The organism is Bacteroides pyogenes (genome assembly GCF_014196225.1).
Lineage (GTDB): Bacteria > Bacteroidota > Bacteroidia > Bacteroidales > Bacteroidaceae > Bacteroides > Bacteroides pyogenes_A.
This window is the reverse complement of record NZ_JACIDI010000009.1, coordinates 24,812-36,701: the sequence shown is the minus strand read 5'-3', so window position 1 is coordinate 36,701 and position 11,890 is coordinate 24,812. Positions and strand designations below refer to the sequence as shown.

Annotated in this window: 11 protein-coding genes; 4 read left to right on the top strand and 7 right to left on the bottom strand. The window is 45.5% G+C overall.

All coding sequences use genetic code 11. From position 1 onward, the window contains the following. Window positions 1-81 precede the first annotated feature (81 nt). The 4 genes from glpK to GGR07_RS07640 all read left to right on the top strand — a co-directional run bounded on the left by glpK (window position 82) and on the right by GGR07_RS07640 (window position 4,478). Window positions 82-1,569 carry a glycerol kinase GlpK gene (glpK, locus tag GGR07_RS07655; protein WP_039972682.1) on the top strand — a complete coding sequence of 496 codons (1,488 nt, stop codon included), beginning with the start codon at window positions 82-84 and terminating at the stop codon, window positions 1,567-1,569. 132 nt (window positions 1,570-1,701) lie between these two features. Then, window positions 1,702-2,397, top strand: a complete 696-nt coding sequence (locus GGR07_RS07650) for an MIP/aquaporin family protein (RefSeq protein WP_021645774.1) — start codon at window positions 1,702-1,704, stop codon at window positions 2,395-2,397. Window positions 2,398-2,446: 49 nt separating this feature from the next. Next, the gene (locus GGR07_RS07645; RefSeq protein ID WP_021645775.1) at window positions 2,447-3,205 is read left to right on the top strand and encodes a hypothetical protein; all 759 of its coding nucleotides are present in this window, start codon (window positions 2,447-2,449) and stop codon (window positions 3,203-3,205) included. 508 nt (window positions 3,206-3,713) lie between these two features. Beyond that, window positions 3,714-4,478, top strand: a complete 765-nt coding sequence (locus GGR07_RS07640; protein ID WP_021645777.1) for a DeoR/GlpR family DNA-binding transcription regulator — start codon at window positions 3,714-3,716, stop codon at window positions 4,476-4,478. An 82-nt stretch (window positions 4,479-4,560) separates the two neighbouring features. On the opposite strand, the gene GGR07_RS07635 is transcribed toward GGR07_RS07640, so the two are convergent. From GGR07_RS07635 to GGR07_RS07605, 7 genes are all read right to left on the bottom strand, one after another. Further along, on the bottom strand, window positions 4,561-4,794 hold the full coding sequence (locus GGR07_RS07635) for a DUF2007-related protein (protein ID WP_021645778.1): 234 nt from the start codon (window positions 4,792-4,794) through the stop codon (window positions 4,561-4,563). A 62-nt stretch (window positions 4,795-4,856) separates the two neighbouring features. After that, window positions 4,857-5,705, bottom strand: a complete 849-nt coding sequence (gene murI, locus GGR07_RS07630) for a glutamate racemase (RefSeq protein WP_021645779.1) — start codon at window positions 5,703-5,705, stop codon at window positions 4,857-4,859. A 103-nt stretch (window positions 5,706-5,808) separates the two neighbouring features. Next, window positions 5,809-6,324, bottom strand: a complete 516-nt coding sequence (locus GGR07_RS07625) for an OmpH/Skp family outer membrane protein (protein ID WP_034543184.1) — start codon at window positions 6,322-6,324, stop codon at window positions 5,809-5,811. Window positions 6,325-6,382: 58 nt separating this feature from the next. Further along, window positions 6,383-6,898, bottom strand: coding sequence for an OmpH/Skp family outer membrane protein (locus GGR07_RS07620; RefSeq protein WP_039972684.1), 516 nt, complete (start codon window positions 6,896-6,898; stop codon window positions 6,383-6,385). 25 nt (window positions 6,899-6,923) lie between these two features. After that, window positions 6,924-9,572 (bottom strand): BamA/OMP85 family outer membrane protein, encoded by a 2,649-nt coding sequence (locus tag GGR07_RS07615; RefSeq protein ID WP_021645782.1) that lies wholly within the window; start codon window positions 9,570-9,572, stop codon window positions 6,924-6,926. Between the two features lie 32 nt (window positions 9,573-9,604). Then, window positions 9,605-10,339 carry an isoprenyl transferase gene (locus GGR07_RS07610; RefSeq protein ID WP_021645783.1) on the bottom strand — a complete coding sequence of 245 codons (735 nt, stop codon included), beginning with the start codon at window positions 10,337-10,339 and terminating at the stop codon, window positions 9,605-9,607. A 49-nt stretch (window positions 10,340-10,388) separates the two neighbouring features. After that, the gene (locus GGR07_RS07605) at window positions 10,389-11,786 is read right to left on the bottom strand and encodes a DUF6242 domain-containing protein (RefSeq protein ID WP_021645784.1); all 1,398 of its coding nucleotides are present in this window, start codon (window positions 11,784-11,786) and stop codon (window positions 10,389-10,391) included. Window positions 11,787-11,890 lie beyond the last annotated feature (104 nt).

Genomic DNA, 11,890 nt, shown 5'->3' with positions numbered 1-11,890 from the left:
GGCGAATGGGCCGGTCCGGAAAAACATACATTTACATATTATAGTGATCAACTTTTATTATTAACCAAAAACACTAGTGCGATGGAAAAGTACATTTTATCATTCGACGCGGGAACTACGAGTTCCAGAGCTATTGTCTTCAACCATCAGGGAGAAATCTGTTCGGTTGCTCAGAAAGAATTTACGCAGATCTTTCCACAAAGCGGATGGGTAGAGCACAATCCAAATGAGATTTGGTCTTCGTTGGCTTCGGTGGCGGCCGAAGCTATTACGCAGATCGGCATCAACGGCAATAACATTGCCGGCATCGGTATCACCAATCAGCGCGAAACTACTATCGTATGGGATCGTAATACCGGAGAGCCTGTGTATAATGCCATCGTTTGGCAGGATAGACGGACGGCGGAGTTTTGCGACAAGCTGAAAGCAAATTCGTTGATTCCTTTCATCAAAGAGAAAACGGGTTTGATTATCGACGCTTATTTCAGCGCTACAAAGGTGAAATGGATTTTAGACAATGTAGAAGGAGCCAGAGCCAGAGCCGAGCGCGGAGAACTGGCTTTCGGTACGGTAGATACATGGATCGTTTGGCAGCTCACGCGCGGTGAGAAGCATGTCACAGACGTGTCGAACGCCTCGCGTACGATGTTGTTCAATATCCATACGCTGCAATGGGACAAAGAGTTGCTCGAACTGTTCGACATCCCGATGTCGATGCTTCCCGAAGTCGCTTCGTCCAGTGAGATATACGGATATACGAAAACTACGATTTTCGCTTCCAAAGTGCCTATCTCCGGTATTGCCGGCGACCAGCAGGCAGCACTCTTCGGACAAATGTGCGTGGAAGACGGCATGGTGAAAAACACCTATGGAACCGGTTGCTTTATTCTGATGAATACCGGTACGCGCCCCATTCTGTCGAAGCATAATCTTGTGACAACCGTTGCATGGAAAATCGGAGAGAAAACATGCTATGCCCTCGAAGGAAGTATCTTTATGGGAGGCGCTATCGTACAGTGGTTGCGCGACGGGCTTCATCTTATAAATTCTTCTTCGGAAATAGAGAAACTGGCAAGCCAGGTGCCTGATTGCGGTGATGTGTACTTTGTTCCCGCGCTGACGGGCATGGGAGCTCCTTATTGGGATCAGTATGCTCGCGGTGCGATAGTGGGTATTTCCAGAGGAACTACGGCTGCGCATATTTTGCGTGCCGCATTGGAAGGCATTGCCTATCAGACGATGGATGTCATCAACGCCATGATTCTGGATGCCGGTATCGGATTGAGAGAACTTCGTGTAGATGGTGGCGCCGCTGTAAACAATCTGCTTATGCAATTCCAAGCCAATGTGTTGGGAGAGAAGGTGATTCGTCCGCAAACCACCGAGACCACAGCGTTGGGCGCTGCATATCTGGCGGGATTGGCCGTGGGATATTGGGACAGCATCGATGAGGTGAAGAAACAATGGTCCGTCAATACCATTTTCGAGCCGGATGAGAAAATCGACATGCAGTTGGCCAAGCGTAAATGGGCGGATGCCGTTTACCGTGCGCAAAACTGGATCAAATAATTATTCCGCACATCATTTTCATTGAACCGCCGGGACGGCAGTCAATAAAGTCTGCAGTGAGATTGCCGCATTGGGGTTCTTGATGCGAATACTTTAAAAAAACAACTGAAACCAACTCTAATACTTAAAATTATGCAACTAGATCTTCTTTTTGAATTTATAGGAACAGCTGTGCTTATCCTATTGGGCGACGGCGTTGTAGCAAACGTCTTGTTGAAAGGTACGAAAGGACAAAATGCCGGATGGGTAGTGATAACCATTGCGTGGGGTCTTGCAGTGTTTGTGGGAGCTTATATCTCCGCTCCTTATTCGGGTGCGCATTTGAATCCCGCCGTTACGATCGGTCTGGCGATGACCGGAGCGTTCAAAGGAAATATTATGGGTTATATTGTTGCACAACTTCTGGGCGGATTCGTCGGAGCTTGTCTGGTATATCTTTTCTATAAGCCTCATTTCGATGTGGAAGAAAACAAAGACAGCAAATTGGCGGTATTCTGTACGGGGCCTGCCATAAGAAATTATTTTTATAACTTCATATGCGAGCTCATAGGCACATTCATGCTGGTTTTCGGTATTCTGACCGTTGCCGGCGCTTCAATTCCCGGCCCATATCCTGTGGCTCTTCTGATCGTCGTTATAGGTATGTCTTTGGGTGGAACGACCGGTTATGCGATAAATCCTGCCCGCGATTTGCCTCCGCGTATAGCACATGCCATCCTGCCTGTCAAGAATAAGAGAGACAGCGATTGGGCTTATTCATGGATTCCGGTTATAGCTCCCATGGTGGGCGCTGTGTTGGCCGGAGGGGTGTATCTGGCTATCTTTTAATTTTGTTTTTTGAGTCTATTTATTCAGAAATCTTAATTGTACAAAGGATATGAAATATTTTAAAATTTTAGCGTTATCGGTTTTAGGGATATTCTGCTCGTCTGCCTTAGCTTCGGCTCAAGAATCTGCAACCTATAAGCCGTTGGATTTCTCCCTGCAAATTAAAAATATGCATTTGTGGAGAGGTTATCAGGTTACTACCTCGGCAATGGGAGGAGTAGATATTCACCTTACCGACAAGTCGCAGCGCTTCACGTTCGGCTTATGGGGCGGAGCCAGCTTCAATAGCGACTTCAAAGAGTTCGATTATTACGCTTCTTTCCAGCAGGGAGGCTTTAGCATTGCGGTTTGGGACATCTATAACTTCTCTCCGGGAGCAACTTATAACAACCGGCAAGTGTTTAATTATAATGCAAGGGAAACCGGGCATTTTGTAGATGTTGCGTTGTCGTATCAGTTCCAGCATGATTTCCCGCTTAAGATTACGTGGGCGACTATCGTATTCGGGAGGGATAGAGGTGTGAAGAATGAGAAAAACCTGTATTCCACTTATGTTTCTCTCGACTATCCGGTTGTGAGAAATAAGATAGTGGATCTCGACTTGGGCATTGCGGGAGCATTTGCTTTGAACAAGGAGAGCGGCAGCGACGCAAACTTTTATGCAGACAATCCGGGCATTGTAAATGTCAATATGACTGTTTCCAAGAAGCTGAAATTGGGTAACTACGTACTTCCCGTTTCTGCTATGGCTATGTGGAATCCTGCTCGAAACGAAGCCAACATTCAAGTAGCTTTCAACCTGTTTTAAACACTGAAGCATTCTGAGATGCTTCGAGAGGTTGCACTTCTAACAGAGGTGCAGCCTCTATTGTTTTCATCTGCCTCTTTATTGCTTCGCAAGCATGAGTTGTTTCCCACTATTGAAACAAAAGTTTCCCCAGTGGGAAACAAAAGTTTCAATAGTGGGAAAATAAAGTTTCCCCAGTGGGAAACTAAACCTCTTGATATATGTCCGGCTTGTTGCCGAAGTATTGCCTGCATATTGCCGAAGTATTTTCTGCTTGTTGCCGAAGTATTGTCTGCCTGCTCTGCAAGTATTTCCGCCTGTTCTTCCGTTCGGCATCATGAAGCATCGCATTGCGCGAACCGGACACGGCATCGGCGGAGAAGAACGGCGCACGGCTTGCCGAAGCATCGGGTTTTTGTTGTGCGGGCAGCTCCGGTCGATTCGTTTGGGCTTTAACAATAAATAAGGGTAAAAAATATGTATATAACGTATAATTAATCTAACTTTGTATTCAAATATTTATCCTGATATGAGAAATGCGATTCAAAGACATAAATTCATCTTGGAGCAATTGAAAGAAAACGGTTGCGTAAAAGTGTTGGAATTAAGCGATCAACTCAATGTCTCAGAGGTTACTATCCGGAAAGACCTTCAATATCTGGAAGATCGTAAATTGCTGATACGCCATCACGGCAGCGCCAGTACTCCGAATCTGCTCATTTCAGATACCCACATCGACATAAAGGAGAAGCTGCATACGGAAGAAAAAGAGCGGATTGCAAAGGCTGCCAATAAGTTGCTTAAGGCGGACGATAAAATCATCATCGCTTCCGGAACTACCCTGCTCGCCTTTGCCAAAAATATCGAAATTCAAGGAAACCTCACTGTGATAACTTCCGCCATAAAGGTTTCGCTGGCGCTTTGCTACAGCCCTAATATCGAAGTCATTCAGCTGGGAGGCACTATGCGCAAAAGCTCGGCCTCCGTGATAGGGCATTTTGCGGAAAACATTCTGGAGACATTCTCTTGCAATAAGTTGTTCATCGGTGTCGACGGAATCGACCTGAACCATGGGTTTACCACAAGCAATGCGAACGAGTCTTATATCAATCAGCAAATGATCAATGCTGCCGACGAAGTGATCGTGCTGACCGACTCTTCCAAATTCGAGAAGAGAGGGTTCAGCAAAATCTGTGATCTCAATAAAGTCAACCGTATTGTTACCGACACCAATGCCCCTGCCTATATGGTGGAGGTTTTGAAAAAAAGAGGTATTGAAATTATTTTAGTATAATCGCGCTTTTCTGCCAACGGCTTTTGCATGGCGAAGCCTTCCTCGAAACATTGTCCGTTATCCTGTCCGGGCAAGCCCCGCATCAGTCGTTTGCTTTCTTCTTGTTGCTTTCAATAAGGTTCTTGGCCGCTTCGTACTGCTCTTCGGTCACCAACAGCGATATATCCGGGTCTATATATGGAGCTATCGCTCCTAAACGGCCGTCTTGTATCACACACGGAATGCCATGGCTTTGCAGCAATCCTTTAATAACTTCGGCCTCCCACGCAGAGCCTCTGAATACCTCAACCGCTTTGTCATACTTTTCTTCTTTCATGATTCATGGTTTTTGCTGTCCTATAATACAACAATAGAAAGGAAGAAAAAGATTAGCCGTTTTTATGTTTTTTCGATCGATATACGCTCCACGCCGATCGGTTGGTTCAGGAAGATGGAGGCGGATTCGCTGAATTTCTCTTCCGCCTCCGTCGTATAGAAGAAACAGCTTCCGTTTTGCGTACATTGGGCGTTCATCTCCGGATGCCTGCGCAGGTAGTCTTTAAGGCTTTCGGCTACATATTCCCCTTGCGAAACAATGCGTATATGTTGCGGCATGTATTGCCGGATTTTGGGAAGCAGCAGGGGATAGTGCGTACATCCCAGAATTACGGTATCTATTTCCGGGTCTTTTTGCAATAGCAGGTCGGTGTATTTCCGGACGAAATAGTCGGCGCCTTCTCCCTGCGATTCGTTGTTTTCTACCAGCGGCACCCACATCGGGCAAGCTACGCCGCTGACGCGGATATCGGGAAACAGCTTTTGTATTTCCAACGGGTACGATTCCGACTTTATGGTGCCTGCCGTTGCCAACACTCCGATATGCCGGCTTTCGGTGATGTTGCCAATGCCTTCTACTGTGGGGCGGATAACTCCGAGTACACGACGCGCAGGGTCGATGCCGGGCAGATCATTCATTTGAATGCTGCGCAAGGCTTTGGCGGAAGCCGTGTTGCAAGCCAGTATCACCAAATGGCATCCTATCTCGAACAGTTTGCCGACCGCCTCTAACGTGAACTTGTACACGATCTCGAAAGAGCGCGACCCGTAAGGAGCGCGCGCATTGTCTCCCAGATAGATGTAGTCGTATTCGGGCAACACCTCTCTTATCTTGTTAAGAATGGTCAATCCGCCGTATCCGGAGTCGAACACTCCGATAGGACCGGGAGTACGGGGCAAAGAGTTTTTCATGTGAATGGGCTTTTACGTGCACAAATTTATATGAAAAAAGAGAAGGAAAAAAGAAGAACCGCGCTTCTTTTTCCTTCTCTTATCTTTTTCTGTTGCTTTCTTCTTACTTGATGCCGAGTTGTGCTTTCACCTTGTTGGTCAGGTTGATGCTTTGCGACTCGTTTATGTAAGGGATGGAAGTTCTCGCCAGATCGAAGATGTAGATTACTCCTTCGGAGACTCCCACAGCCTTGATCGCATCGTCCAGCTTTTTATAGATAGGAGCCATCATGTCTGCCTGTGCCTTCTGCATTTGTTGTGCAGCATCTTGCTGAAACTGCTCTTGTCTTTGAGCCATGTCTTGCAATTCTTTCTGCCTTCTTTCGGCAATGTTTGCAGGAAGAGAGTCTTTGGATATTGCCTGTTGGAACTCTTGATACTTCTTGTTGAATTCTTCCTGAGTTCTTTTCAACTCGTCGGTCAGTTGCTTTTCCAAAGCCTGAAGGTCATTTTGTGCTTTTGTAAATTCGGGCATCACGGTAATGATCTCTTGAGCATTGATATGGCCGAACTTGAGGTTTTGCGCAAATACACTCATCGGGAGTGCAAGCAAGATAAAAATTGTAATTTTTTTAAGCATAGTTCTATAATTTATTTGAGTGATTTTTAGTTTCATTACTCTTTGCAAATGTATAAAATTAATTTGAATATCCCAGCTTTCTCAAAACCAGATCGCTGATGTCGATGCGGGGAGTGGCGAAAATAATTCCGGATGCCGAAGCCCTGTCCATTATTATGGAGTATCCATGTTGCTCCGATATGGCTTTTACAGCTTCATAAATATCATCCTGGATGGGTGTTACCAGCTTGTCTCTCATTTTGGCCAATTCGCCTTGAGGACCGAAATATTTTCGTTTCAATTCGGCGGCAGCTTTCTCTTTCGCTACGATTTCATCTTCCTTTTGTGTCTTCTGTGCGGCAGAAAAACCGGAAGCTTTTGCCTGATAGTCCTGAAACATTTTCTGAGCGTCTTTTGCCAAAGCCTCCACTTCGTTCTGATACTTTTTCGTGGCTTGTTGCAATTGCTCGTTCGCGCGCTGATACGCGGGGATATTCTTCAGGATATATTCCGTATCGATCAGGGCAAACTTCTGTGCGACGGCTGTCAGGCTGATGGCAAACAGCAGCATGATGGATAATACAGATTTTCTCATAACGTTTGGTATATTTGGTGATACATTAGAATTCTTGTCCTAAGATAAAGTGGAACTGACTTCCACCGAATTGTTTGCTGTTTCTGATTTTGTCGAAACCATACGCCCAGTCGATACCCATCATTCCGATCATCGGAAGGAAGATACGGACACCGACACCTGCCGAGCGCTTCAAGTCGAACGGATTGAACTTCTTGATGTCATTCCATGCGTTACCTGCTTCAAGGAAACCCAATACATAGATGTTCGTACTTGTTTCCAGCATCAACGGGTATCTCAATTCGAGACCGAGGCGTGTATAAGCATATCCCTCCTCGCGATAAGGCGTTAAAGAACTGTTTTCGTATCCGCGCAAGGCAATGCTTTCCGTCGCATAACTTGAGTACCCCGTCATTCCGTCGCCACCCACGTCGAATGTGCCGAAAGGAGATTTCTTATACTCATTGTAATGTCCTACCATACCGAACTCGGTGCGTGTCATCAGCACCAGACATTTGGGATGTGCTATGTAGTCCATTAGCGGAGTATACGTTTTGGCCTTGAACTTCCATTTGTGATACTCCACCCATTTATGGAGCTTGTTCATATTGTCCTGAGTAATGCTTCCATCTGCATTGTAGTATCCCTTATAGTCCTTCCCGTCGAAAGAAGAATAAGGAGGCGTAACTTGCAACGACAAAGAGAAATCGGAACCTACGCGCGGGAAGATCGGATTGTCGATGGAGTTACGCGCCAATGTCAAAGTAAGGCTCAGGTCGTTACATTTACCGTTGGTTACCGGGAAGTATTGCCAGTCTTTCAATGTATATCGCTGGTAAGCCAATTCGGTAGAAAGCGTAAAGTAATCGTCGGGCCATTTCAGACGCTTGCCCCAACCAACGGAAAGTCCCCACATCTTGATAGACTTATCCGGGTCATAGTAATTCTCGTAGTTGTTGTAGTTTCCGTAATTATACATGCCATAACCGCCATAACCGCTATACATGCTGTTATAGTAGTTGTTGAAGTAGCTGGAATTATAGTAACGGTTGCTGATATCGGTTTGCACGGAGAAGAAAGCCGAAACCGAGAAAGAGTTCGGTCGTTTGCCTCCAAACCAAGGGTCGAAGAATGAAATGCTGTATGACTGATAGTATTTCGCATTCGTCTGTCCGCTGATTGTCAATGTTTGTCCGTCGCCCTGAGGCAAAATTCCCCGGTAATTCTCTCCCGGGCGGAAGAGGTTGGCTAAGGAGAAGTTCGTAAACTTCAGACTCAGCTTGCCGATAACGCCTGTCTGTCCCCAACCGGCGGAGAATTCCACTTGGTCGTTCGCTTTGGAAGTCAGAGGAAAGCCTATGTCCACCGTACCGTTCATGCCGTCCGGCTGAATATCGGGCTGAAGCTTTTCCGGGTCGAAATGCCCCATTTGCTGTATCTCGCGCAAAGAACGCATCAGGTCTTCTCTGCTGAACAATTGCCCCGGACGAATACGGAGTTCCCGGCGTACCACGTTTTCATACAAGCGGTCGTTGCCGCTGATTTTAATCTTATTGATGGTGGCCTGTCTCCCTTCGGATATTCTCATTTCGAGGTCGATAGAATCTCCCACGATGTTCACCTCTACGGGATCGAGATTGTAGAAGAGGTAACCGTTGTTGTAATACAAGTTGCCGATGGCGTCGTCATCGGTCGATATTCTTTCGTTCAGTAACTTCTGATTGTACACGTCTCCTTTCTTCATGCGCAGGAGATAGTTCAGTTGGTCTGAAGGATAAAGAGTATTGCCCACCCACGTGACATTGCGCAAGTAGTACTTTTGCCCTTCATCTATGTTCAGGTAAACGTTGACCGTTTTTTCATCATGCGAGGACACGCTGTCTTCCATAATTTTCGCGTCGCGATATCCCAGCTCGTTGTATTTGTCTATGATCAGTTGTTTGTCTGCTTCATAGTTCTCAGGTACAAATTTCTTTGTGCGGAACAGGTTGCGAAGTTTTCCTTTTTCATTGGTTTTCTTCATCACCCGTTTCAGCTTAGACGTTTTGATTGCATGATTTCCCGCAATCTGTATCTCGTTTACCTTTATCTTCTCTTTCTTGTCGATGTCGATATCCACTATTACTTGGTTGTCGCCCGACGCATCGTCTCTTTGTGTGATATTTACTTCTGCGTTTTTAAACCCTTTGTCGTCAAAATAACGTTTGATGAGCGTTTTTGCACGGTCTACCGTATTCGGGGTGATTTGCATTCCTTTCACCATTCCGAGCTTTCCTTCCAAGTCTGTACGTTCCGATTTCTTTATGCCTTGATAGCGCACTTCGGCGATTCGAGGGCGCTGTGTCAGTTCTATTTTCAGCCAGATTTTGCTACCCTCTATTTTTTCTGCTGTAATTCGTACATTGGAGAATAGCCCGTGCCGCCAATAGCGTTTGATAGCTCCGGTTATTTCATCTCCCGGAACGGTAATGGTTTGTCCTACGGACAGCCCGGATAGGCCTATCAATATATAATCTTCATAGTTCTTTACTCCTTCAACCTTGATGTCTGCTATTTCATACTTTTTGGGTGTGCCCGAGTATAAGATAACGGGAGTAGAGTTGTCATCAATGTTGGCGTTTTGCGCAATGCCTGTCGATACAAAGCCGAACAGGCAGATAAACGTCGCGAATATAAAGGATGTACGATAATGCATTTATATTATAAATTTGATGTTTCGAGGTTATACTAACTGATTTGTTCACTTGTTTTGCCGAATCTGCGTTCCCTTTGCTGGTACTCGCAAATAGCTTTCCTAAACTCTTCTTTATCGAAATCGGGCCAGAAGGTATCGCAGAAGTAAAGTTCCGAGTAAGCGCATTGCCATAGTAGGTAATTGCTCAACCGGATTTCTCCTCCGGTGCGGATCAACAAATCGGGATCGGGCATGAAACTGGTTTGCAGTTGGGCGCTTACAAAGCTGTCTGTGATTTGTTCGGGCGAGATCTTGCCGGTTTTGGCGAGTAGCGCAATTTTGCGGATTGTTTCGGTTATTTCCCAATGCGAGGAATAACTGAGTGCCAGTACCAGAGTCATGGCTGTGTTTCCGGCCGTATGTGCTGCACATGATGACAAACTGTCTTGCACTTCGGCGGGAAGCTTCTCGAAATCGCCGATGACGCGGAAGCGAATGTTGTTTTTCATCAGAGTTTCCTGCTCAATGGATTCCAAGAGCAAATTCATCAGTCCTGTCACTTCTTCCTGCGGACGGTTCCAGTTTTCTGTAGAGAAAGTATATAAAGTCAGAAAGTTAATTCCCAAATGCGCTGCCTCTTCAATAATCGTATGTACAGTTTTGGCGCCGGCTTGGTGGCCGTAAGTACGCTCTTTGCCCCGCAGCTTTGCCCAGCGTCCGTTTCCATCCATAATGATGGCTACGTGTCGGGGTATTCGATTTTTGTCTATTTGTTCTGGATAGGACATCTGCTTCTTTTTTGAATTTGCCTGAAACGGATTCTTTCGATTATTTTATTCAACGGTCGCGGAGAAACCACAGACTGTTCAAGCGCCCGCGCCAAACCTGACTGCGATGGTCGAGGTTGTTTTCTGCCATTGCTATATTGGATGTACTGAACAGTACATAGATGTAATCTTTTTCGGCATCGTGTATCACAGAGAAGTTGGTGCGTCCCTCGAATAACGATTTACCGGTATTTGTATCTCCCTTTTTCTGATGGGGAAATGCAAATTTGGCATTTGCCGGCTTCCAACTTACGCCTTCATTTATAGAGGTGTATATGGATTTGAATCCATCGCCCCAGATATAAAGCTGATTGTTATAATAAAGAATTTCAGGATGGCTGAATTCAGGACAATAGCTCACGGGATTGGTGGCAGGGCTCAGGTCGGTCCATGTACTTCCGTCGTATCCCCATATGATACTGGCATTTGTTTTTGGATCAATCGTTACCGAAGGAGTGTGTTTGCCGGCTATAATATTATAGGTGCTGCTTTCTTTTTTGATTGTAGTGTACGAGATATCTTCTGTCGGGAAATTGTTTGGCAGTTCCGTCTTTTTCTCTGACTCTTCCGAAAAGTTTTCCGCCAGTTCGCATATGTATTGCTTTTTGTTTTCTTCTTTGATGTAAGTGAGTTTGCGGATTCCTTCGTGGCTCTTCCATAGTGAAACCAAAGTACTGATGCTGCCTTTTATCTTATCGGACTCTTTCCATGAAATGCCATCGGCAGACTCGTATACCTTGTTGGCGAAAGACGCAAGCAACAGTTTTTCGTCATCGAATGCGATGATGGAGGTAGGCAGTCCGTCGGTGATGCCTGTAGTGGCTTTGCCGCCGTCCCATTGTTTGAGGTCATTGCTTTGGTATACTTTCAGCGTGTTGTTTACAACAGAGTAGAGGTAATATCCGTTTTTGAAACGTACGGTTTTTTGCGCGCCGGTAATTTCGTCCTGTATCTTTCCGATGTAAGTCCACAGCAGAGAGTCGGGGTCGTGCTTATGACGGCGTACGTTTACTTTATATGTCTTTTTGTTTTTCATGTCCGGCGCATAGACTGTAAAGACAACGGGCTTTCTAAGGTCGAACGAATCGGAGAGGTTGATTATGGAGTCCTGCCCGCTTTTGTCTTTCATCGTTATGACTCCCGATGCGGTAGCCATTTTTTTTATCAGAATGCGGTCGATGATGGTGTCTGCATGGACGGGAATGGAGTCTTCGTTGTAAATTTCCCCTTTCATCTGGTCGATCGTGAATTTATAAGTAATCCCGCGACCTATGGTGTCGAGCTCGAATGCGTGTATCGTCGCGTCCGAACTGTATTCAATATTATTCTTATCATTGTCAAGGCATGACGTTATGACGAACGATGCTAGGAAGAAGCTCGCAATGATTGATAAAAACTTTATTTTCATTTGAAAGATTGTGTTTATTTACAAGTTGCAAAAATAGGAACATTTTTCCCGATATTGTACATTCCCGATAAGTTTTATATAAAATTATAGATAATAATGCTGTT

What these genes read in the sequence shown, in the direction of transcription:
- glpK (WP_039972682.1), top strand. Translation starts at nt 82, where the DNA reads ATGGAAAAGTACATTTTATCATTCGACGCGGGAACTACGAGTTCCAGA.
- GGR07_RS07650 (WP_021645774.1), top strand. Translation starts at nt 1,702, where the DNA reads ATGCAACTAGATCTTCTTTTTGAATTTATAGGAACAGCTGTGCTTATC.
- GGR07_RS07645 (WP_021645775.1), top strand. Translation starts at nt 2,447, where the DNA reads ATGAAATATTTTAAAATTTTAGCGTTATCGGTTTTAGGGATATTCTGC.
- GGR07_RS07640 (WP_021645777.1), top strand. Translation starts at nt 3,714, where the DNA reads ATGAGAAATGCGATTCAAAGACATAAATTCATCTTGGAGCAATTGAAA.
- GGR07_RS07635 (WP_021645778.1), bottom strand. Translation starts at nt 4,794, where the DNA reads ATGAAAGAAGAAAAGTATGACAAAGCGGTTGAGGTATTCAGAGGCTCT.
- murI (WP_021645779.1), bottom strand. Translation starts at nt 5,705, where the DNA reads ATGAAAAACTCTTTGCCCCGTACTCCCGGTCCTATCGGAGTGTTCGAC.
- GGR07_RS07625 (WP_034543184.1), bottom strand. Translation starts at nt 6,324, where the DNA reads ATGCTTAAAAAAATTACAATTTTTATCTTGCTTGCACTCCCGATGAGT.
- GGR07_RS07620 (WP_039972684.1), bottom strand. Translation starts at nt 6,898, where the DNA reads ATGAGAAAATCTGTATTATCCATCATGCTGCTGTTTGCCATCAGCCTG.
- GGR07_RS07615 (WP_021645782.1), bottom strand. Translation starts at nt 9,572, where the DNA reads ATGCATTATCGTACATCCTTTATATTCGCGACGTTTATCTGCCTGTTC.
- GGR07_RS07610 (WP_021645783.1), bottom strand. Translation starts at nt 10,339, where the DNA reads ATGTCCTATCCAGAACAAATAGACAAAAATCGAATACCCCGACACGTA.
- GGR07_RS07605 (WP_021645784.1), bottom strand. Translation starts at nt 11,786, where the DNA reads ATGAAAATAAAGTTTTTATCAATCATTGCGAGCTTCTTCCTAGCATCG.